The organism is Saccharopolyspora sp. MMCC62 (assembly GCF_057736575.1).
Genome location: NZ_JBYKCM010000001.1, coordinates 154,679 through 175,166, shown reverse-complemented (window position 1 = coordinate 175,166; position 20,488 = coordinate 154,679). Strand labels below are relative to the sequence as shown.

At 73.6% G+C, this 20,488-nt stretch carries 20 protein-coding genes; 8 read left to right on the top strand and 12 right to left on the bottom strand.

Annotation, left to right across the window (positions count from 1 at the left end; translation table 11 throughout):
• Positions 1 to 36: 36 nt before the first annotated feature.
• Complete coding sequence (locus tag AC29IT_RS00835; RefSeq protein WP_488217466.1) at positions 37 to 1,095, bottom strand: LLM class F420-dependent oxidoreductase; 1,059 nt, start codon at positions 1,093 to 1,095, stop codon at positions 37 to 39.
• A gap of 100 nt (positions 1,096 to 1,195) precedes the next feature.
• Here AC29IT_RS00835 and AC29IT_RS00830 point away from each other — a divergent pair, with 100 nt between their 5' ends.
• From AC29IT_RS00830 to AC29IT_RS00810, 5 genes are read left to right on the top strand one after another with little or no spacing between them, the layout of a single operon-like run.
• On the top strand, positions 1,196 to 2,293 hold the full coding sequence (locus tag AC29IT_RS00830; protein ID WP_488217465.1) for a Zn-ribbon domain-containing OB-fold protein: 1,098 nt from the start codon (positions 1,196 to 1,198) through the stop codon (positions 2,291 to 2,293).
• Positions 2,294 to 2,315: 22 nt separating this feature from the next.
• Entirely contained in the window at positions 2,316 to 3,371 is a 1,056-nt protein-coding gene (locus AC29IT_RS00825) for a thiolase domain-containing protein (protein ID WP_488217464.1), read from the top strand.
• Positions 3,371 to 4,540 carry a thiolase domain-containing protein gene (locus tag AC29IT_RS00820; RefSeq protein ID WP_488217463.1) on the top strand — a complete coding sequence of 390 codons (1,170 nt, stop codon included), beginning with the start codon at positions 3,371 to 3,373 and terminating at the stop codon, positions 4,538 to 4,540. Before AC29IT_RS00825 ends, AC29IT_RS00820 begins: the two co-directional genes overlap by 1 nt.
• A complete protein-coding gene (locus AC29IT_RS00815) occupies positions 4,540 to 5,418 on the top strand; it encodes a TIGR03619 family F420-dependent LLM class oxidoreductase (protein WP_488217462.1) in 879 nt (292 codons plus the stop codon). The genes AC29IT_RS00820 and AC29IT_RS00815 overlap by 1 nt, the downstream gene beginning before the upstream one ends.
• 26 nt (positions 5,419 to 5,444) lie before the next feature.
• Entirely contained in the window at positions 5,445 to 5,891 is a 447-nt protein-coding gene (locus tag AC29IT_RS00810) for a nuclear transport factor 2 family protein (protein ID WP_358441657.1), read from the top strand.
• A gap of 197 nt (positions 5,892 to 6,088) precedes the next feature.
• On the opposite strand, the gene AC29IT_RS00805 is transcribed toward AC29IT_RS00810, so the two are convergent.
• The gene (locus AC29IT_RS00805) at positions 6,089 to 6,475 is read right to left on the bottom strand and encodes a winged helix-turn-helix transcriptional regulator (protein ID WP_358441655.1); all 387 of its coding nucleotides are present in this window, start codon (positions 6,473 to 6,475) and stop codon (positions 6,089 to 6,091) included.
• 94 nt (positions 6,476 to 6,569) lie between these two features.
• Here AC29IT_RS00805 and AC29IT_RS00800 point away from each other — a divergent pair, with 94 nt between their 5' ends.
• Positions 6,570 to 6,977, top strand: a complete 408-nt coding sequence (locus AC29IT_RS00800; RefSeq protein WP_358441653.1) for a RidA family protein — start codon at positions 6,570 to 6,572, stop codon at positions 6,975 to 6,977.
• A gap of 174 nt (positions 6,978 to 7,151) precedes the next feature.
• Here AC29IT_RS00800 and AC29IT_RS00795 read toward each other — a convergent pair whose 3' ends face one another.
• Positions 7,152 to 8,378 (bottom strand): cytochrome P450, encoded by a 1,227-nt coding sequence (locus AC29IT_RS00795; RefSeq protein WP_488217461.1) that lies wholly within the window; start codon positions 8,376 to 8,378, stop codon positions 7,152 to 7,154.
• 237 nt (positions 8,379 to 8,615) lie between these two features.
• Between AC29IT_RS00795 and AC29IT_RS00790 the strand changes: the two genes are divergently transcribed.
• A complete protein-coding gene (locus AC29IT_RS00790) occupies positions 8,616 to 9,761 on the top strand; it encodes a steroid 3-ketoacyl-CoA thiolase (RefSeq protein ID WP_358441647.1) in 1,146 nt (381 codons plus the stop codon).
• A gap of 4 nt (positions 9,762 to 9,765) precedes the next feature.
• Entirely contained in the window at positions 9,766 to 11,349 is a 1,584-nt protein-coding gene (locus AC29IT_RS00785) for a FadD3 family acyl-CoA ligase (protein ID WP_488217460.1), read from the top strand.
• Between the two features lie 150 nt (positions 11,350 to 11,499).
• Here the strand turns inward: AC29IT_RS00785 and AC29IT_RS00780 are convergent, their stop codons facing one another.
• From AC29IT_RS00780 to AC29IT_RS00740, 9 genes are all read right to left on the bottom strand, one after another.
• Positions 11,500 to 12,360 carry an SAM-dependent methyltransferase gene (locus AC29IT_RS00780; RefSeq protein WP_488217459.1) on the bottom strand — a complete coding sequence of 287 codons (861 nt, stop codon included), beginning with the start codon at positions 12,358 to 12,360 and terminating at the stop codon, positions 11,500 to 11,502.
• 64 nt (positions 12,361 to 12,424) lie between these two features.
• Entirely contained in the window at positions 12,425 to 12,958 is a 534-nt protein-coding gene (gene hsaB / locus AC29IT_RS00775) for a 3-hydroxy-9,10-secoandrosta-1,3,5(10)-triene-9,17-dione monooxygenase reductase subunit (RefSeq protein ID WP_488217458.1), read from the bottom strand.
• Positions 12,955 to 13,857, bottom strand: a complete 903-nt coding sequence (gene hsaC / locus AC29IT_RS00770; RefSeq protein WP_488217457.1) for an iron-dependent extradiol dioxygenase HsaC — start codon at positions 13,855 to 13,857, stop codon at positions 12,955 to 12,957. Before hsaC ends, hsaB begins: the two co-directional genes overlap by 4 nt.
• 18 nt (positions 13,858 to 13,875) lie before the next feature.
• Positions 13,876 to 14,754 carry a 4,5:9,10-diseco-3-hydroxy-5,9,17-trioxoandrosta-1(10),2-diene-4-oate hydrolase gene (hsaD, locus tag AC29IT_RS00765; protein ID WP_488217456.1) on the bottom strand — a complete coding sequence of 293 codons (879 nt, stop codon included), beginning with the start codon at positions 14,752 to 14,754 and terminating at the stop codon, positions 13,876 to 13,878.
• Between the two features lie 11 nt (positions 14,755 to 14,765).
• Positions 14,766 to 15,944: a 3-hydroxy-9,10-secoandrosta-1,3,5(10)-triene-9,17-dione monooxygenase oxygenase subunit gene (gene hsaA, locus AC29IT_RS00760; protein WP_358441630.1), complete on the bottom strand. Its 1,179-nt coding sequence runs from the start codon at positions 15,942 to 15,944 to the stop codon at positions 14,766 to 14,768.
• A gap of 111 nt (positions 15,945 to 16,055) precedes the next feature.
• The gene (dmpG, locus tag AC29IT_RS00755) at positions 16,056 to 17,147 is read right to left on the bottom strand and encodes a 4-hydroxy-2-oxovalerate aldolase (RefSeq protein ID WP_358441628.1); all 1,092 of its coding nucleotides are present in this window, start codon (positions 17,145 to 17,147) and stop codon (positions 16,056 to 16,058) included.
• Entirely contained in the window at positions 17,144 to 18,055 is a 912-nt protein-coding gene (locus AC29IT_RS00750) for an acetaldehyde dehydrogenase (acetylating) (protein ID WP_488217455.1), read from the bottom strand. The genes dmpG and AC29IT_RS00750 overlap by 4 nt, the downstream gene beginning before the upstream one ends.
• Positions 18,056 to 18,074: 19 nt before the next feature.
• A complete protein-coding gene (locus AC29IT_RS00745) occupies positions 18,075 to 18,869 on the bottom strand; it encodes a 2-keto-4-pentenoate hydratase (RefSeq protein ID WP_488217454.1) in 795 nt (264 codons plus the stop codon).
• Positions 18,856 to 20,454: an FAD-binding protein gene (locus AC29IT_RS00740; RefSeq protein WP_488217453.1), complete on the bottom strand. Its 1,599-nt coding sequence runs from the start codon at positions 20,452 to 20,454 to the stop codon at positions 18,856 to 18,858. Before AC29IT_RS00740 ends, AC29IT_RS00745 begins: the two co-directional genes overlap by 14 nt.
• Between the last annotated feature and the right edge of the window lie 34 nt (positions 20,455 to 20,488).

The window sequence follows — 20,488 nt, the reverse complement described above, 5'->3', positions numbered from 1 at the left end:
CCGGCGGTTCCCACCAAGCTAGAACGCGTTTCACTTCTACGGCAAGGGTTCGTCGTCCGCACCGAGCACCGCGTCCGCCACCGCGTGCAGCTGCGCGACGTCCCGGCAGCCCACCAGCAGCACGTCCACCCCGGCCCGCCGCCAGGCGCGCACCCCGGCGCGGACCTGCTCGCGGTCGCCGATGATCGCGACGTCGTCGACGAGCTCGTCCGGCACCGCGGCGACCGCCTCGGCGCGGCGCCCGGCCTGGAAGTGCGCGGTGATCTCCTCGACCGCGGCGGTGTAGCCCATCCGCCGGAACAGGTCCGCGTGGAAGTTCATCTCGGTCGCGCCCATGCCGCCGATGTACAGCGCCAGCGACGGCTTGACCTGCTCCTTCGCCGCTGCGGCGTCGTCGGTGACCACAACCTGGCAGGTGGCGGCGACCTCGAACCCGGCGCGGTCCCGCCGGGCGCCGGGCCGGGCGAAGCCGTCGGCGAGCCACTGCTGGTAGAGCGGGGCGGCGCGCAGCGAGAAGTACACCGCGATCCAGCCGTCGGCGATCTCCGCGGTCTGCGCCACGTTGCGCGGCCCCTCGGCACCGAGCCAGATCGGCAGGTCCGCGCGCAGCGGATGGGTGATCGGCCGCAGCGCCTTGCCGAGCCCGAGCGCGCCCGGGCCGGTGGCGGGCAGCGGGTAGTGCGGGCCGTCGTTGCGCACCGGCGCCTCGCGGGCCAGCACCTGGCGCACCACGTCGACGTATTCCCTGGTGCGCGCCAAGGGTTTCCCGAACGGGGCGCCGTACCAGCCCTCCACGACCTGCGGCCCGGAGACGCCGAGCCCGAGCACGTGGCGCCCGCCGGAGAGGTGGTCGAGGGTGAGCGCGTGCATCGCGCAGGCCGCCGGGGATCGCGCGGACAGCTGCGCCACCGAGGTGCCGAGCCGCACCCGGCTGGTGGCGCTGCCCCACCAGGCCAGCGGGGTGAACGCGTCGGAACCCCAGGACTCGGCGGCGAAAACCCCGTCGAAACCAGCGGATTCGGCGGCGGCGATCAGCGCGGGCGCGTCCGCCGGAGGCGCCGCTCCCCAATATCCGAGTTGCAGTCCGAGCCGCACGGCGGGCCTCCTCGCGTCGGGGTGCGGCCGGGTGGCCGCGGGTGTCCCCATCGTGCGCCGAGCATTGCCGCCTTGGCGAGAACATGTTTCACTTCATCGCGTGACCGAGATCGCGGAACCGCTCAGCGCCCCGCTCGAAGTCGGCTTCGACTACACCCGTTCGCCGGGCCCCGTACTCGGCCGCTTCGCCGCCGGGTTGCGGCAGCGGCGGATCACCGGGGTGCGCGGCTCGGACGGCCGGGTGCACGTGCCCGCCGTCGAGCACGACCCGGTCACCGCCGCCCCGCTCGACGAGCTCGTCGAGGTCGGCGACACCGGGACGGTGCGCAGCTGGTCGTGGATCCCGGAACCCCTCGAAGGCCAGCCGTTGCCGCACGCGTTCGCGTGGGCGCTGGTGCGGCTGGACGGGGCGGACACCTCGCTGCTGCACGCGGTGGACGCCGGATCGCCGGACCGGATGCGCACCGGGATGCGGGTGCGGGCGCGGTGGGCGGCGGACCGGGTCGGCGGCATCCGGGACATCTCCTGCTTCGAACCGGTTCCCGACGGGCCCGGTTCCTCCGATGGCTCCGGTTCCTCCGACGGCGCTGGTTCCTCCGACGGCTCCGGTTCACCGGACGACGCCGCGACTCCCGACGGCCCCACCTCCCGCAGCGCCTCCGGTTCGCCCGACGACGCCGACGACCCCGCCGCCCCGCGGGACGAGTCCGGCCTCGACCCGGTACCGCTGCTCACCACCCCGATCCACCTGCACTACAGCCATTCCGCCTCCCCGGAGGAGAGCCGCTACCTGCGGGGGCTCGCCGAAGGCCGGCTGCTGGGCCAGCGCTGCCCGGCCTGCGGCAAGGTCTACCTCCCGCCGCGGGGCGCCTGCCCCACCGACGGCGTGCCCACCGAGCAGGAGGTGGAGCTGCCGGACACCGGGATCGTCACGACCTTCTGCATCGTCAACGTCCCGTTCCTGGGCCAGCGCCTCACCCCGCCCTACGTCGCGGCCTACGTGCTGCTCGACGGCGCGGACATCGCGTTCCTGCACCTGGTGCTGGGGTGCGCGGCCGAGGAGGTCCGGATGGGCATGCGGGTGCGGGCCGAGTGGAAGCCACGAGCCGAGTGGGACACGACGCTGCGCAACATCGACCACTTCCGCCCGTCCGGCGAACCGGACGCGCCGTACGAGTCCTACGCCCACCACCTGTGACCGGCCGGCCTTGGGAGCGCGCATGACCGACAGCGATGTGGCCGTCGTGGGTTTCGCCCAGGCGCCGAACGTCCGCGCCACCAGCGGCACCACGAACGGCGTGGAGATGCTGGTGCCGGTGTTCGAGGAACTGCTCTCCGGCGCGGGGATGCGCAAGGAGGACGTGGGGTTCTGGTGCTCGGGTTCGTCGGACTACCTGGCGGGCCGGGCGTTCTCGTTCATCGCGGCGATCGACGCGATCGGCGCGTTCCCGCCGATCAACGAGTCGCACGTGGAGATGGACGCGGCGTGGGCGCTGTACGAGGCGTGGGTGAAGATCCGCACCGGCGAGGTGGACACGGCGCTGGTGTACGGCTTCGGCAAGTCCTCGGCCGGTGAGCTGCGGCGGGTGCTGGCGTTGCAGCTGGACCCGTACTTCGCCGCGCCGCTGTGGCCGGATTCGGTGGGCGTCGCCGGGTTGCAGGCGCGGTTGTGCCTGGAATCCGGGGTGTGCTCCGAGCACGGCATGGCGGAGGTCGCGGCCCGTTCGCGCGCCGACGCCGAGCAGAACCCGCACGCGCAGCTGTCCGGCCGGGTGCTGGTCGCGGAGCTGCTGGCGCGGCCGTACCTGGCCGATCCGCTGCGCGCGCACGACTGCGCGCCGATCACCGACGGCGCCTCGGCGGTGCTGCTGGCGAGCGCGGAACGGGCCCGGGAGCTGCGGGACCGACCGGCGTGGATCACCGGGGTGGAGCACCGCGTCGAGTCGACCGAGCTGGGCGGCCGGGACCTCACCGCCTCACCGTCCACTGCGGACGCGGCGCGGGCGGCGGGGGCCGAGGGCGTCGAGGTCGCCGAGCTGCACGCGCCGTTCACCCACCAGGAGCTGGTGCTGCGCCGGGCGCTCGCCCTGGACGAGTCGGTGCGGATCAACCCCTCCGGCGGAGTCCTGTGCGGCAACCCGATGTTCGCCGCCGGGCTGACCCGGATCGGCGAGGCGGCGCGGCGGGTGTGGTCCGGCGAGGCGGGCAAGGTCCTCGCGCACGCGACCAGCGGACCCGCGTTGCAGCAGAACCTCGTGTGCGTGATGGAGGGCTGATGGGCAAGCAGATCGCCGCGGTGCTCGGAACCGGCCAGACCCGGCACGCCAGCCGCCGCACCGACGTGTCGATGGCCGGGCTGTGCCGGGAGGCGGTGGACCGGGCGATGGCCGACGCCGAGGTCGGCTGGGACGAGGTGGACGCGGTCGTCGTCGGCAAGGCCCCCGACCTGTTCGAGGGCGTGATGATGCCGGAGCTGGTCCTCGCCGATGCGTTGGGCGCCAACGGGAAACCGCTGCTGCGGGTGCACACCGCCGGATCGGTGGGCGGGTCGACGGCGAACGTGGCGGCGAGCCTGGTGCAGGCCGGGGTGCACCGGCGGGTGTTGGCGGTGGCGTTCGAGAAGCAGTCCGAGTCGAACGCCATGTGGGCGCTGTCGATCATGCCGCCGTTCTCGATGCCGGTGGGCGCGGGTGCGGGCGGCTACTTCGCCCCGCACGTGCGCTCCTACATCCGCCGCTCCGGCGCCCCGCCGCACATCGGGGCGATGGTGGCGGTCAAGGACCGGCGCAACGGCAGCCGCAACCCGTGGGCGCACGTGCGCCAGGCGGACCTGACGGTGGAATCGGTGCTGGCCTCGCAGATGCTGTGGGACCCGATCCGCTACGACGAGACCTGCCCGTCCTCGGACGGGGCGTGCGCGATGGTGCTCGGCGACGAGCAGGCCGCCGCGGCCACCGGCCACCCGGTGGCCTGGATCCACGCCACGGCGATGCGCACCGAGCCGACCACGTTCGCCGGCCGCGACCAGGTGAGCCCGCAGGCCGGCCGGGACGCGGCGGCGGCGCTGTGGGCGCAGGGCGGCATCAACGATCCGATGTCCGAAGTGGACGTCGCCGAGCTCTACGTGCCGTTCTCCTGGTTCGAGCCGATGTGGCTGGAGAACCTGGGTTTCGCCGCCGAGGGCGAGGGCTGGAAGCTCACCGAATCGGGCGAGACGGCGATCGGCGGCAGGCTGCCGGTGAACCCGTCCGGTGGTGTGCTGTCGTCGAACCCGATCGGCGCCTCCGGGATGCTGCGGTTCGCCGAGGCGGCGATGCAGGTGATGGGCCGGGCGGGCGAGCACCAGGTGGACGGGGCGCGCACCGCGCTCGGGCACGCCTACGGCGGGGGCTCGCAATACTTCTCGATGTGGGTCGTGGGCGCCGCGCGGCCCGGGGAGCGCTGATGGAGTTCACGTTGTCCGTGGCCATGTGCCCGCTGCCGGAGCTGACCGCGCTGGCGCGCGCGGCGGAGGAGGCCGGGTTCGCCGCGATCGCGCTGCCGGACTCGCTGTTCTACTCCGAGCACGTCGCCGCCGACTACCCGTACACCCCCGACGGCGAGCGGATGTGGACCGCGGAGACGCCGTGGACCGATCCGCTGGTGGCGGCCGCGGCGATGGGCGCGGTGACCGAGCGGCTGCGGTTCTACACCTCGGTGCTGAAGTTGGGTCCGCGCAATCCGTTGCTGCTGGCGCGGCAGGTGGCGTCGGTGGCGGCGCTGACCGGGGACCGGTTCGGGCTCGGCGTCGGCATCGGCTGGACGCCGGAGGAGTTCGAGTGGTGCGGGGCGCCGTTCGAGCGGCGCGGGGCGCGGGTGGACGAGGCGATCGAGGTGCTGCGGTTGGTGCTCGGCGGCGGGATGGTGGAGCACCACGGCGAGTTCTTCGACTTCGGCCGGCTGCAGATGTCCCCCGCTCCCGGCCGCCGGGTGCCGATCTACGTGGGCGGGCACACCGAGCGGGCGCTGCGGCGGGCGGCGGCCCGCGGGGACGGCTGGTCCTCGGCGATGATGCGGATCTCCGAGCTGCGCGCCACCATCGCCCGGCTCGGCGAGCTGCGCGCCGAGTTCGGCCGCGACGCGGAGCCCTTCGAGATCCAGGCGGTGTGCGTGGACCGGTTCGGCGCGGACGGCTACCGGGAGCAGGCGGCGGCGGGCGTGACCGATGCGATCGTGGTGCCGTGGGTGCTCGACGGCCACGGTTTCGACGCGGACATCGAGGTGAAGCGGGACTCGCTGCGGCGCTTCGCCGACGAGGTGATCCACCCGCTGGCGGCCGGATGAGCGGCCCGGATGCGACGGAGGCGACGATGACCGGTTCGGTGCGGTGGGACGCGACCGAGGCCGACCACCCGGCGCGGCGGGCGGCGCGGGCCTCGATGGCGGCGGTGGCGCGCGGCGCGAAGGCGGACTGGCTGGCGCTGTTCGCCGCGGACGCGCTGGTGCAGGACCCGGTGGGCCCGTCTCCGCTGGATCCGTCCGGGCAGGGGCATCGCGGCACGGCGGCGATCGGCGCGTTCTGGGACTCGGTGATCGCCGGCGCGGCGAGCCTGCACTTCCACGTGCACGATTCGTTCGCCGCGGGCTCGGAGGTCGCCAACACCGGCCGCATCCGCACCCGCCTCCCCGACGGCGCGACGATGGACGCCGACGGCGTGTTCGTCTACCGCGTGGACGACAACGGCCTGCTCATCTCGATGCGAGCCTTCTGGGAGTTCGACCGAGCAATGGCGACCCTCACCCAGCCTGACCCCTGACCGCTTCTTGTCGTTCTCCTGTCAGCGGCGCAGCCGATGAGCTGCCGACCGCCTGGGACACCGGCACCGCCGCGGGTTCTCAGCGGTGTCCTCGCGAGGACAGCGATTTCTCATGTGGCGGAGCCACCTGTGAAATCGATCCCGCAGCGAGGGCGCCGCTGAGGTTCCGCCACCCCACCCCTACGCGGACGACCCGATCAATCGCCGAATTCACGGCGGGCCGCATCGATTTCTTCCAGGTAGGTGTGGGTCCAGTCGCACATCCCGTGCACGACCTGGCGCAGCGCCCGGCCCGGTTCGGTGAGCTCGTAGTCCACCCGCGGCGGCACGGTCGGGTGCACGGTGCGGTCCAGCAGGCCGTTGCGCTCCAGCATCCGCAGGTTCTGGGTGAGCATCTTGTGGCTGATGCCCTCGATCCGCCCGCGCAGCTCGCTGAAGCGCAGGCTGCGCTCCTCCCCGAGCAGGTCGATGATCAGGAACGCCCACTTGTTGGCGACCTCGGTGAAGATCTCCCGCGCGAGGGAGTCGGCGCGCCGCAGGTCGGCCTCGTCTTCGAGCGGGCTGGTGAAGTTCGTGGTTCCCATCAGGTTCCCCGGTTACGAAAAAGTGCGTTCTTCCACTTCACGCGCCACTCTCCTACGGTTTCCCGGTAACCACAAGAGAGCACGGAGGAACACGATGGCCATCACGCTGGTGAACCCGGACGGGTTGCCGGAGGTCGAGCTCTACCGGCAGGTGTCGGTCGCGACCGGTTCGAAGCTGGTCTTCGTCGCCGGGCAGGTCGCCCGGGACGCGCACGGGAACCCGGTCGGGACGGGTGATCTCGCCGCGCAGGTCGAGCAGGTGTACCGCAACGTCGCCACCGCGCTAGCGGCGGCGGGCGCCTCGTTCGCGGACGTGGCGAAGCTGACCGCCTACCTCGTGGACTGGACACCGGAGAAGTTCGAGCAGTTCATGGCGGGGCGAGCGCGGGCGAGCGCCCAGCTGGGCGGGGCCGTGCTGCCCCCGTTCACCGGCATCGGGGTTGCCGCCCTCGCCGAGCCGGACATGCTCGTCGAGCTGGAGGCGACGGCGGTCGTCGACTGAACGGCTGTGCCCTCGCGCTGCGGAGCACTGGGGTGGCGGAACCTCAGCGGGTGGTCCCGCTGCGTGCGTGGTCGGCGGCTCAGCGGCTCCGCCGGTGACAGGAGACGGCGAAACGACCAAGACCTGCCGGGCGGGTTCAGGGACAGAGCGCGGGCACGCCTGCTCGCGGGCGGATCACCGGTAGCGGACCTGGAACTCCTTGATGCCGTTGAGCCAGCCGGAGCGCAGCCTGCGGGGTTCGCCGGCCTTGGCGATGTCGGGCATCCGGTCGGCGATGGCCTGGAAGATGAGGTCGATCTCCAGCCGCGCCAGGTTCGCGCCGAGGCAGTAGTGCGCGCCGGTGCCGCCGAACCCGACGTGCGGGTTGGGGTCGCGGGTGATGTCGAAGCGCTCCGGTTCGTCGAAGACCTCGGGGTCGAAGTTCGCCGAGCTGTAGAACATCGCGACCCGTTCGCCGCGCCCGATCGCCACCCCGTTCAGCTCGGTGTCGGCGAGCGCGGTGCGCTGGAAGGACATCACCGGTGTCGCCCAGCGCACGATCTCGTCCGCGGTGGTGGCGGGCCGCTGCTCCTTGAACAGCTCCCACTGCTCGGGGTGGTCGAGCATGGCGAGCATGCCGTGGGTGATGGCGTTGCGGGTGGTCTCGTTGCCCGCGACGGCGAGCAGCAGCACGAAGAAGCCGAACTCGTCGTCGCTGAGCGCGTGCCCGTCCACGTCGGCCTGCACGAGCTTGGTGACGATGTCGTCCATCGGGCAGCCGCGGCGCTCCTCGGCCATGCCCATGCTGTAGCCGAGCAGTTCGGTGGCGGCGGCGGCCGGGTCGATGGAGTACTCGGGGTCGTCGTAGGCGATCATCTGGTTGGACCAGTCGAAGATGTTCTTGCGGTGCTCCTGCGGCACGCCGAGCAGTTCGGCGATGGCCTGCAGCGGGAGTTCGCAGGCGATGTCGGTGACGAAGTCGCCGGTGCTGCCGTCGAGCGCGGTGTCGACGATGTGCTCGGCGCGCGCGTGCAGGGCGTCCCGCAGGCCGTTGATGGCGCGCGGGGTGAAGCCGCGGGCGACGATGCCGCGCAGCTTGGTGTGCTCGGGCGGATCCATGTTGAGCAGGATGAACCGCTGCATCTCGATCTGCTCGCGGTTCATCTCCGCGGTGAAGCGGGTGATCGCGGTGTTCTCCCAGGAGGAGTAGACGTCGCTGCGGCGCGAGACCTCCTTGACCTCGGCGTGCCTGGTCACCACCCAGTAGCCCTCGTCGTCGTAGCCCGCCTTGCCGCGGGGCAGCGGGTTCCACCACACCGGTGCGGTGCTCCGGAGTTCGGCGAACTCGCGCATGGGCAGCCGTTCCGCGTAGAGGTCGGGGTCGGTGAAGTCGAAGCCGGGCGGGATGTGGGGGGAGACCACGGCAACCTCCTGCGGGCCGCACGGAGACACGAGTCCACGAAAGAGAACTTGTTCTATGTGAACCGAACCACATTTCAGCCGGGCGGTAAACCCCCGTAACAGTGATGATCACTCGTGACCGGTGTCGCGCTCCGGTTTTACCGCCCCGCCCGCCCGCTCGGACGACGGCTCCTTGTTCGTATCGAGAACACGTTCTACATTGAATGTTCCGCTCGTTCGCGCCGGAAGGAGACGACGGTGGGCAACCCGGTGATCGTGGACGCGGCCCGCACTCCGATCGGCAGGCGCCGAGGAGCACTCGCCGGCCTGCACCCCGCGGAACTGCTCGGCACCGCCCAGCGCGGGCTGCTCGACCGGGCCGGGATCGACCCGGAACTCGTCGAGCAGGTCATCGGCGGCTGCGTCACGCAGGCCGGCGCGCAGGCGGGCAACATCACCCGCACCGCCTGGCTGCATTCGGGACTGCCCGAGGCGACCGGCTGCACCACCGTCGACGCCCAGTGCGGTTCGGCGCAGCAGGCCGCGCACCTGGTCGCAGGCCTGATCAGCGCCGGCGCCGTGGACGTCGGCGTCGCCTGCGGCGTGGAGGCGATGAGCCGGGTACCGCTGGGCGCCAACATCGGCACCGAGGCAGGACGGCCGCGGCCCGATTCCTGGGACCTGGACCTGCCGAACCAGTACCTGGCCGCCGACCGGATCGCCGAACGGCGCGGCCTGGACCGCGCGGAGGTGGACCTGTTCGGGCTGCGCTCGCAGCACCTCGCCCGCGCCGCCTGGGACGAGGACCGGTTCGCCCGCGAGATCGTGCCCACCCGCGCCCCCGCCCCGGACGGCGGCACCCACCTGGTCACCCGCGACGGAGGGCTGCGCGAGACCAGCGCGGAGGCGCTCGCCGGGCTGAAACCCGTGCTGGACGGCGGATTCCACACCGCGGGCACCTCCTCGCAGATCTCCGACGGGGCCGCCGCGGTGCTGCTCGCCGACGCCGACCGGGCCACCGCGCTCGGCCTGCGCCCGCGCGCCCGGATCGTCGCGCAGTGCCTCGTCGGCGCCGAGCCCTACTACCACCTGGACGGGCCGGTGCAGGCCACCACGAGGGTGCTGGAGCGGTCCGGGATGAAGATCGGTGACATCGACCTGTTCGAGGTGAACGAGGCGTTCGCCTCCGTCGTGCTGTCCTGGGCCGCGGTGCACCGGCCCGACCTGGAGCGGGTGAACGTCAACGGCGGCGCCATCGCGCTGGGCCACCCGGTCGGCGCCACCGGGGCGCGGCTGATCACCAGCGCACTGCACGAACTGGAGCGGCGGGACGCGAGCACCGCGCTGATCACGATGTGCGCGGGCGGGGCGCTGTCCACCGGGACCATCATCGAGCGGATCTGACGCCGTGGGCGCCCCGGAGACGGTGCCCGCCGCGCTCGACCTCGCCGCCGAGCGCTTCGGCGACCGCGACGCCGTGGTGGACCCGGCGCTGCGGCTGACCTACCGGGAGCTGCGCGGGCAGGTCCGCGCGCTGGCGGGCTTCCTGCTCGCCGACGGGGTGCGCGCCGGGGACCGGGTGGCGCTGAACTCGCCGAACACCGGGCACTGGGTGGTGGCGGCACTGGCCGCGCTGCACGTGGGCGCGGTGCTGGTGCCGATCAACACCCGGTTCACCGCGGCCGAGACCCGCGATGTGCTGGCCCGCAGCTCGGCGAGCGCGCTGCTGGTGGCCGGGACGTTCCTCGGCCGCGACCGGCTGCGGGAACTGCGCGGGCAGGGCGGTGCGCGCGCCGCGACCCCGGTGCCCGGCTTGCCCGAGCTGCGCACCGTGCTGCGCATCCCCGTGGAGGGCGCCGAAGCTCCGGTGCCGTGCTGCGCGGACTGGGCCGAGCTCGGCGGGCGGGCGCTCCCGGCCGAGCGGGTCGACGAGGCGGCGGCCCGGGTGCGCGGCACCGATCCCAGCGACCTGCTCTACACCTCCGGGACCACCGGGCGCAGCAAGGGCGTGCTCAGCGCGCACCGCCAGGCCCTCGCCGTCGCCGACGCGTGGGCGAGCTGCGGGCGAGTGGACGAGACCGACCGGTACCTGGTGGTGAACCCGTTCTTCCACAGCTTCGGCTACAAGGCGGGCATCCTGGTGTGCCTGCTGCGCGGGGCGGCGATCGTGCCGGTGCCGGTGTTCGACACCCGCGCGGTGCTGGAGCTGGTGCACTGCGAGCGGATCACCGTGCTGCCCGGGCCGCCCACCCTCTACCAGTCCATCTTGGACGATGCGGCACGCGCCGAGCACGACCTCTCCAGCCTGCGGCTGGCCGTCACCGGGGCGGCGTCGGTGCCGCAGGTGCTGGTGGAACGGATGCAGCGAGAACTCAGCTTCCGCACCGTGCTCACCGCCTACGGGTTGACCGAAGCGGTGGTCGCCACCATGTGCTCCCCGACCGACGACGCCGCGGCGGTCGCCACCACCTGCGGGCGGCCCACCGCCGGCTTCGAACTGCGCATCGCGGACCCCGACGGCCGCGCCCTGCCCGCCGGGGAGGTCGGCGAGGTGCTGCTGCGCGGCCCGAACACGATGCTCGGCTACCGGGACGAACCGGCGCAGACCCGCGCCGCCATCGACGCCGACGGCTGGCTGCACACCGGCGACCTCGGCCGGGTGGACCGCGGCGGCAGGCTCACCATCACCGACCGGCTCAAGGACATGTACATCTGCGGCGGGTTCAACGTGTACCCGGCCGAGGTCGAGCAGGCGATCGCCCGGCTGCCCGGCGTCGCCGAGTCCGCCGTGGTCGGCGTGCCCGACGCCCGCCTCGGCGAGGTCGGCAAGGCCTACGTGGTCGCGTCCCCCGGCCGAGCCCTCACCGCCGAGGAGGTCCTGGCCCACTGCCGCGAGCACCTCGCCAACTTCAAGCTCCCCCGCCACGTCGAGTTCCGGACCGCCCTCCCCCGCACCCCCACCGGCAAGATCCGCAAACCCGACCTGCGGTGAGTCACTGCTTGTCTCGCTTCGGTTGCCGCGTAGTGCTTGGGTGGCGGAACCTCAGCGGCGGTGCCGGTGTCTCAGGTGGTCGTTGGCTCAGCGGCTTCGCCGCTGACGGGAAACCGACCCGACCCACCGGGCAGGTTCAGAGACAGGCAGTCACCCGGGCAGGCGCACCCCGCTCGCGTAGCCACCGGAGTCCGCCTCGGGTGCGGCGCGACCCCACCGCAGGGCGAGCTCGGCGTGCGGGTGGAAGTCGACGCGCCAGCCGCGCTCGTCGAGCCGGTGGGCGTTGTCCCGGTCGACGCCGGTCTCGCCCGCGCTGGGCGCCGCGCCGCGGCCGACGAACTCGCGCATCCGGCGGTAGGTCTCGTCGTCCGGGGCGGTGATCGCGGTCTTCGCGAGCCTGCTGCCGGGCGGGCTGAGCTCGGTGATGGTGTCCAGCACCGCGGTGGCGTCCGCGGGCGGGAGGTAGGCGAGCACCCCCTCCTCCAGCCACGCGGTGCGGCGGGTGGGGTCGAAACCGGCGGCGGCCAGGTCGGCGGCCCAGTTCCCGCGCAGGTCGGTGGGGACGACCACCCGGCGGGCCGCGGAGGCGGGGCGTTCGGGGTGGCCGCGCAACACCGGTTCCTTGAACGCGAACATCGCGGGCGAGTCCAGCTCGAAGCACACCACGTGCACGGGCAGCGGGAGCCGCAGCACCCGCGTGCTCAGCCCGGCGCCGACCTCGACGACCTGGGTGCAGCCCGCTTCGACCGCGCCCGACAGCTGCTCGTCGAAGTGGCGGGTGGCGACCACGCGTCCGTCGTGGAAGTTCTCGACCAGTCCGAGCAGGCGTTCCCAGGACTGCGTGGCGCCGTCGGGTGCGCGCCGGAGTTCGGCTTCGGCCGCGTCGGCGAACGCGCGCGCATAGGGGTCCGCGATCAGGCGGTCCGCTCGGTCGGTCTCGCGCGCCCGGATGAGCGCGACGCCCACGGCGGTGCGGCCCACCCCGGTGAGCGGTTCCGGTGTGCCGGGCATCGGCGCCTCCCCCGTTCGGCCGCCGCCAACCTACATCGCGGCCGGTGCCTGCGGGGCCGCCTCGTCAGAGCCAGTCGTCCTCGCGGGGCCAGTTCAGGGGCGGCGGGGGTTCTTCGACGTTCGCGTAGGTCCCGCGGTAGAACAGCAGCGGACGGTGCGGATCGCCTTCGCCGAGGGCGTGCACCCGGCCGACGACGACGTAGTGGTCGCCCGCTTCGTGGACCGCTTCGACCGCGCAGTCCGCCCACGCCAGCACGTCGTCGAGCACCGGAGAACCCGAGGGCGCCGGGTGCCAGCCGACGGTGGCGAACTTGTCGGCACCACCACGGCCGAACGCGGCGCTGACCGCCTCCTGCCCGTCGGCGAGCACGTTGACGCAGAACCGCCCGGAAGCCGCCAGCAGCGGCCAGGTCCGGGAACCGCGGCCGGGGCAGAACAGCACCAGCGGCGGGTCCAGCGACAACGCCGCGAACGACTGGCAGGTGAATCCGATCGGGCGGTCGCCGTCCCGGCCGGCGACGACGGTGACACCGGTGCAGAACCGGCCGAGGACGCGGCGGAAACTCGCCTGGTCCGGTTCGGCCCGCGCCCGGGTCATCCGCGGGCCCCGATGCCGAAGTCGTGGCCCCACAGGCTCACCGCGGTGCTCTCCCGGGCGACCCAGTCCTCGTCGGCGACCTGCCTGCCCTCGCAGCCGAACTCGACGTCGAAGCCGCCGGGCGAGCGCAGGTAGAACGACAGCATCAGGTCGTTGACGTGCCTGCCGAGCGTCGCCGACAGCGGCACCTTCCGGCGCTGCGCGCGGTCCAGGGCCAGCCCGACGTCGTCGACGTCGGCGACCTCCACCATGAGGTGGACGATGCCGCTGGGCGTGGGCATCGGCAGGAACGCGAGGCTGTGGTGGCGCGGGTTGCAGCCGAAGAACCGCAGCCACGCCGGTTCGCCGTCGGCGGGCCTGCCGACGAGTTCGGGGGCGAGCCGCATCGAGTCGCGCAGCCGGAACCCAAGCACGTCGCGGTAGAAGTGCAGCGCCGCCGCGTCGTCGTGGGTGGACAGCACCACGTGCCCGAGCCCCTGCTCCTCGGTGACGAACCGGTGCCCGTAGGGACTGACCACGCGGCGGTGCCGCAGTGCGGCGCCGTGGAAGACCTCCTGGGTGTTGCCGGACGGGTCCTCGAACCTGATCAGCCCGCACACCCGGCGGTCGGCGAGGTCGGCGGCGTCCCCGGCCTTCCAGGACACCCCGGCGGCGTCGAGGTTCCGGGCCACTTCGGCCACTTCCGCTTCGTTCGCGGCCTCCCAGCCGGTCTGGGCGAGCCGGTCGGCCTCCCCCGGGACGATCACCAGCCGCGCCGGGAAGTCGTCCATCCGGAAGTACACCGCGTCCGGGTCCGGCCCGTCGCCCTCGATCATGCCGAGGACCTTGGTGCCGAACACCCGCCACGCCTCGACGTCGGTGGCCTCGATCCGCAGGTATCCCAGCGAGCGGATGCCCATCGCGCACTCCCTCGATCGTCAGTCAAGCAAGAAGTCCAGGGCGAGCCGGTTGAACTCGGCGCACTTCTCCAGCTGCGCCCAGTGCCCGCAGCCGCCGAAGACGTGCAGCTGCGCGCGCGGGATCAGCTTGAGCGCGAGCAGCGCCCCGTCCAGCGGGTTCACCCGGTCCTCGCGGCCCCACACCAGCAGCACCCGCTGCCGCAGCCGGTAGGCCTCCCGCCACAGCAGGCCCTGCTCGAAGGTCTCGGCGCGGCGGAACGACTCGCCCATCGCACGCATCGCGGCCAGCGATTCCGGGGTGGAGGCGGCCGCGTAGCGCTGCTCGACCAGTTCGTCGGTGATCAGCGACTGGTCGTGCACCATGGTGCGCAGGAACGCCGCGAGCTTCTCCCTGCTCGGCCCGGGCGGGGCGCCGAACTCGGAGAGCCGCCGCACGCCTTCGGTGGGGTCGGCGGCGAACAGGTTCAGGCTCAGCCCGCCCGGCCCCATCAGCACCAGCCGCCCGGCCCGGTCCGGGTGCTCCAGCGCGAAGCGGACCGCGGTGCCGCCGCCGAGCGAGTTCCCCAGCAGGTGCGCGCGTTCCAGCCCGAGCACGTCGAACAGCTCGTGCAGGGCGGTGGCGCTGTGGGTGAAGTACTGGCCGTGCTCGGTGGGCTTGCCGGAGCGGCCGAAGCCGGGCTGGTCCACGGCGATGGTGCGGAAGTGCCGGGCGAGCGCGGGGACGTTGCGGTGGAAGTTGCTCCAGGCGGAGGCGCCGGGGCCGCCGCCGTGCAGCAGCACCACGGTGTCGGCGTGCTCGGCGCCCGCCTCGTGGTAGTGCAACCGCAGCCCGGACGGGAGTTCGGCGGTGCGGCCGGTGGAGTGCTCGTCGAGCTCGGTTTCCGCTGCGGTGCCCACGGTTTCTCCCCTCACACCATCGAATCCTTGATCGGCAGGCCGAATTCGCCGGTGCCGAACATCGTGTAGGCGCGTTCCGGGTCGTTGGCGGCGTGCACCCGCCCGGCGTGCGCGTCGCGCCAGAACCGCTGGATGGGGGTGCCGGTGGCCAGCGCCCGCCCGCCGGAGTTCTCGAAGAGCCGGTCCACGGCCTCGATGCAGCGGGTGGTGGCGCGGACCTGGTCGCGGCGGGCGCGCAGCCGCAGCGGCATCGGCACCGGCTCGCCCGCGGCGACGAGGTCGTACTCCTCGGCGATGTTGCCGCTGAGCTGCAGCCAGGCGGCGTCGATCTCGCTGGCGGCCTCGGCGATGCGGACCTTCGCGAACGGGTCCTCCTTGGCCTTCTCCCCCGCGTAGGCGGCCCGGACCCGCGCGCCCTGGTGCTCGACGTGCGCGTCGTAGGCGCCCTGGGCCATGCCGATGATGGGCGCGGTGATGGTGGTGGGGTGCACGGTGCCCCACGGCAGCCGGTACAGCGGGCCGGTGTTGATCACGTGGCCGGGGCAGTCGACCTCGGACATGGCCAGGAAGCTCAGCGCGCGGTGCGCGGGCACGAACACGTCGTCCACGACGACGTCGTTGCTGCCGCTGCCGCGCAGGCCGACGGTGTCCCACACGTCGTCGATGCGGTAGTCGCCCAGCGGCACCAGGTAGGTGCAGAAGTCGACCGCCTTGCCGGTCGCGTCGCAGGCGGGCCCGCCGACGAAGGCCCAGCGGGCGTGGTCGCAGCCGGAGGAGAAGCTCCACCGCCCGGACAGCCGGTAGCCGCCGTCGACGACGGTCGCCTTCCCCATCGGCGCGTAGGAGGACGACACCAGGGTGCCGGGGTCGTCGGCCCACACCTCGTCCTGCGCCTGCTGCGGGAACAGCGCGAGGTGCCAGGGGTGCACGCCGAGGATGGAGGCGACCCAGCCGGTGGAGCCGCAGGCGCTGCCGAGCAGCCGGACGGCGCGGTAGAAGTCGACCGGGTGGGCTTCGACGCCGTCGTAGCGGGCGGGTTGCAGCAGCCGGAAGAACCCGGACCGCTGGAGTTCCTCGATGGTCTCGTCGGGGATGCGGCGGGCGTCCTCGGCCTTCTGCGCGCGTTCCCGCAGCCCCGGGAGCAGCCCGCGCACTTCGTCGACGATCCGCCGCCCGTCCTGCTCGCTCATCGCGCGCTCCCGTCCCCGTGCCCGCGGGCACGTCGTGGAACCTGTTCCGCCGTGGCTCGGTTCGCGGTGGCGGATTCCCGTTCCGGACGGTCCGCGCGCCGCCCGCCGATACTAGAACATGTTCTCATTCGTGTCGAGGATCCGAGCGCCGTCCACATCGGACCGCGCCGCTTCCGCCCGCAGTTCCAGGGCCAGCGCGATCAGCTGGTCCTCCTGCCCGCCGACGAGCTTGCGCTCCCCCGCCCGCACCAGCAGCGCCGCCGCGTCCACCCCGTAGCGCTCGGCCTGCACCTCGGCGTGGCGCAGGAAGCTGGAGTACACCCCGGCGTAGCCCATCATCAGCGCCGAGCGGTCCAGCAGGCATTCCTGCGGCATCGCCGGTCGCACCACGTCCTCGGCGGCGTCGGCGATCGCGAAGAAGTCCACGCCGGTGCGGATGCCGAGCTTGTCGCACACCCCGGTGAACGCCTCCACCGGCGTGTTCCCCGCCCCCGCGCCGAACCGGCGGGCGCTGCCGTCGATCTGCACCGCGCCCGCCCGCGCGGCGGCCACCGAGTTCGCCACCGCCACGCCCAGGTTCTCGTGCCCGTGGAACCCGACCTGCGCGTCCGCGCCGACCTCGGCGGCGATGGCCGCGACCCGGTCGGCGACCTGCTCCAGCACCAGGGCGCCCGCGGAATCCACCACGTACACGCACTGGCAGCCCGCGTCGACCATGATGCGGGCCTGCGCGGCCAGTTCCTCCGGCGGCCGGGAGTGCGCCATCATCAGGAAGCCGACGGTCTCCAGGCCGCGTTCCCTGGCCAGCCGGAAGTGCTGCACCGACACGTCGGCCTCGGTGCAGTGCGTGGCGATCCGGCACACCTGGGCGCCGCCGTCCTGGGCGGCGGCGATGTCGTCGAGCACGCCGACGCCGGGCAGCACCAGGAACGCGATCTTCGCGCGGCGGGCGGTGCGGGCGGCGAGCGCGATCAGCTCCTGCTCGGGCGTGGCGGAGAAGCCGTAGGTGAACGAGGAACCGCCGAGCCCGTCGCCGTGGCTCACCTCGATCACCGGCACGCCGGCGCCGTCGAGCGCGATGACGATCGCGCGCACCTCCTCGGCGGTGAACCGGTGCCGCTTGTGGTGCGAGCCGTCACGCAGCGAGGTGTCGGTGATGCGCACGTCCAGCGAGTCGGAGAACGTCCTGGGCAGCCGGGTCACGAGATCCGCTCCTCCGCGTCGGCCGCGCGGCCCGCGCGGACGAGCTGCTCGCCCACCCGCACCGCCGCGGCGGTCATGATGTCCAGATTCCCCGCGTACGGCGGGAGGAAGTCGCCCGCGCCTTCGACCTCGACGAACACCCCGACCCGCAGGTCGTCGCCGAGCAGGTCGAACTGCGGGTCGCCCAGCAGCCGGTAGCCGGGCACGTACTCGGCGATCTCGGCGACCATCCGGCGCAGCGAGCCGCCGATCGCGTCCTGGTCGGCATCCGGTGGCACCGCGCAGAACACGGTGTCCCGCATGATCATCGGCGGGTCGGCGGGGTTGAGCACGATAATGGCCTTGCCGCGCTCGGCGCCGCCGATGCGCTCGATGCCGCGGGCGGTGGTGCGGGTGAACTCGTCGATGTTCGCCCGCGTCCCGGGGCCCGCCGACACCGACGCGACCGAGGCCACGATCTCGGCGTAGCGCACCGGCGCGGTCCGGGAGACGGCGTGCACCAGCGGGATCGTGGCCTGCCCGCCGCAGGTGATCAGGTTCAGGTCGGGTGCCGCGAGGTGCTCGCCGAGGTTCACCGGCGGCACCACCGCCGGTCCCACCGCGGCCGGGGTGAGGTCGACGGCGCGGATCCCGGCCGCGGCGTAGCGGGGCGCGTGGGCGCGGTGCACCGCGGCCGAGGTCGCCTCGAACACCACGTCGGGCAGTTCCTCCTGCGCCAGCAGCCAGTCCACCCCGCCCGCGCCGGCGGCCACCCCGAGGTCGCGGGCGCGGCGCAACCCGGCGCTGCCCGGGTCGACACCCGCCATCCAGCGCGGCTCCAGCAGCGGGGACCGGTGCAGCTTGTGCAGCAGGTCGGTGCCGATGTTGCCGGATCCCACGATCGCCGCGGTCGCCTTGCCGGTACTCATCATCGAGCTCCTCGAAGCGTCATCGGAACGTCACCGACGCGGTGCCGAGGCACCGCCCGCCGGTGCTGAATTCAGCGGTGAAAGCCCGCCCCGCGACCACGTCCACGGCCCGGGTGCACGAGCCGGGCAGCACCACGTGCCCGGCGCGCAGCCGCACCCCGAACCCGGCGACCTTGCGCGCCAGCCACGCCACGGCCCGCACCGGATCGCCGAGCACCGCGTCCGACCGCCCCTCCGCGATGCGCTCCCCGTCCCGCTCCAGCACCGCGTCGATGGCGCGCGGATCGACCGAGTCCGGCGGAATCCGCTGCTCCCCCAGCACGAATCCGGCGGAGGAGGCGTTGTCGGCGATGGTGTCGGCGAGCCGGATCCGCCAGTCCGCGATGCGGCTGTCGATCAGCTCGATCGCGGGCACCAGCGCCGCGGTCCCGGCCAGCACGTCGCGTTCGGTGCAGCCGTGGCCGGGCAGGTCGGCGCCGAGCAGGAACCCGACCTCCACCTCCACCCGCGGGAAGCAGAAGCGGTCCGCCGCGACCGGCACGTCCGGGTCGAGGCGCATGTCGGCGAGCAGGTGGCCGTAGTCGGGTTCGTCCACGCCCATCATCGCCTGCATCACCGGGGAGGACAGGCCCACCTTGTGCCCCACCACCGAGGTGCCGGGCAGCCGCCGCCGGATGTTGCCGAGCTGGATCTCGTAGGCGTCGTCGGCGGTCAGCAGCGGGTGCGAGTCGGTCAGCGGCGGGATCGGGGCCCGGTCCCGCTCGGCCCGCCGCAGCCGGGCCGCCAGGTCGTCGCGCTGGTCATCCGTGAGCACGGTCCCCTCCTCCGCCGAGCACCCGTCGTCCCGCGCGCCGCCCGGAGAACACGCAGTCGGCCAGCGAGAGCCCGCTGATGTACGAGTTCGAGCACAGCCCCACCGCGGTGCGGCCCGCCGCGTGCAGCCCGGGCACCGGCCGGCGCCGCTCGTCGAGGACCGCGCCGGTGTCCTCGTCGACGAGCAGGCCGCCGAGGGTGAGCATCGGGCACGGGTAGGCGGCGCTGGGCCGGATCGACAGGTCCAGCAGCGTGTACGGCGGGGTGCGCAGCGGCCGCACGAACTCGGCGGGTTTGCCCACCGGGTCCGCGCCGGGCGCGGCGATGTCGTGGGCGCGGGCGGTGGCGGCGAGCCCGGCCGGGTCGATCCCGGCGCGCACGGCGACCTCGGCGATCGTCGGCGCGGTCACCGAGCGGCGGTGCAGCAGGTGCAACGCCTGCAGCAGCTGGAACCACACGGCCTGGCGGGGCAGCGAGCGGATCGCGCGCCGCCGGGTCTCGGCGTCGATGAGCAGCCAGCCGCGCCCGCCGTGGTGCCGGACCAGCGCGTCGCCGAGCGCCGCGCCGTAGCGGGATTCGTCGCAGACCCGCCGTCCGCGCTCGTCGACGAGGACGCCGTGCAGGAGCTCGCTGGGCGGGGTGATGAACCGCCACACCGAGACGTTGCCGAGCTTGCCGGTGGCACCGCCCGCGGACCGGCCGAGCCGGATGCCGCTGCCGTCGTCGGCGCGGGTGCCCAGCGGCAGTCCGCCGCGGTGGCGCGGGGCGTGCTCGCGCAGCGCTTCCCGGTCGGCGATGAACCCACCCGCGGCGAGCACCACGCCGCTGCGGGCGCGCACCCGCAGCGGGGCGGCGTGGCGGCGTTCGACCCGTTCGGCGATCGCGTGCAGCCGCCGGGCCGCGGCGGGCAGGTAGATGCCGGGTTTCGCGGCCAGCCGCGCGCTGAGGCGGTGCCGGGCCCGCGCGGGCCCGGGCGCGTCGCGCAGGGTGGCGCACTCGACGCCGCGCACCCCGCCCTCCTCGCTGATCAGCCCGGTGGCGCGGGTCTGGTCGAGGACCCGGACCCCGGCGGCGCGCACCGCCGCGGCCAGCGCGGCGTGCAGCACCTTCCCGGAGGTGCCGCGTCCGAGCGGCCGGTGCCCGCGCGGTGCGGGCCGGGCGAGGTCGCGGAACCCGCCCGCGGCCTCGCTGCCGGAGTAGTAGAGGTGGTGGCGGCGGCTCGGGTAGGAGGTCTTGTACGGCGCGAGGGCGTGGCCGAAGCGCACTCCCCTGGCCTCCAGCCAGTCGATCATCGCGGGCCCGTCCGCGCAGAAGCGGCGCAGCGTCGCCGGGGACACCGCGTCCCCGACCTCGGCGCGCAGGTAGGCGTACACGTCCTCGACCGAGTCGGTGACGCCCGCGGCGCGCTGCGGCCGGGTGCCGCCCCCGGCGTAGACGATGCCGCCGGAGAGCCTGCTGGTGCCGCCCCCGCCGAACCGGTCGAGCACGACGACCTCGGCACCGGACTCGGCGGCTTCGAGCGCGGCGCAGGCGCCCGCGACGCCGAACCCCACGACGACCACGTCCGCCTCGACGTCCTCACCCACGATGCCCTCCGAGTGGAACAAGTTCTGCACCGGC

Excerpts from the sequence above, each read along its gene's own strand:
- AC29IT_RS00825 (WP_488217464.1), top strand. The coding sequence starts at position 2,316 with ATGACCGACAGCGATGTGGCCGTCGTGGGTTTCGCCCAGGCGCCGAAC.
- AC29IT_RS00820 (WP_488217463.1), top strand. The coding sequence starts at position 3,371 with ATGGGCAAGCAGATCGCCGCGGTGCTCGGAACCGGCCAGACCCGGCAC.
- AC29IT_RS00815 (WP_488217462.1), top strand. The coding sequence starts at position 4,540 with ATGGAGTTCACGTTGTCCGTGGCCATGTGCCCGCTGCCGGAGCTGACC.
- AC29IT_RS00810 (WP_358441657.1), top strand. The coding sequence starts at position 5,445 with ATGACCGGTTCGGTGCGGTGGGACGCGACCGAGGCCGACCACCCGGCG.
- AC29IT_RS00805 (WP_358441655.1), bottom strand. The coding sequence starts at position 6,475 with ATGGGAACCACGAACTTCACCAGCCCGCTCGAAGACGAGGCCGACCTG.
- AC29IT_RS00800 (WP_358441653.1), top strand. The coding sequence starts at position 6,570 with ATGGCCATCACGCTGGTGAACCCGGACGGGTTGCCGGAGGTCGAGCTC.
- AC29IT_RS00780 (WP_488217459.1), bottom strand. The coding sequence starts at position 12,360 with ATGCCCGGCACACCGGAACCGCTCACCGGGGTGGGCCGCACCGCCGTG.
- hsaB (WP_488217458.1), bottom strand. The coding sequence starts at position 12,958 with ATGACCCGGGCGCGGGCCGAACCGGACCAGGCGAGTTTCCGCCGCGTC.
- hsaC (WP_488217457.1), bottom strand. The coding sequence starts at position 13,857 with ATGGGCATCCGCTCGCTGGGATACCTGCGGATCGAGGCCACCGACGTC.
- hsaA (WP_358441630.1), bottom strand. The coding sequence starts at position 15,944 with ATGAGCGAGCAGGACGGGCGGCGGATCGTCGACGAAGTGCGCGGGCTG.
- AC29IT_RS00750 (WP_488217455.1), bottom strand. The coding sequence starts at position 18,055 with ATGAGTACCGGCAAGGCGACCGCGGCGATCGTGGGATCCGGCAACATC.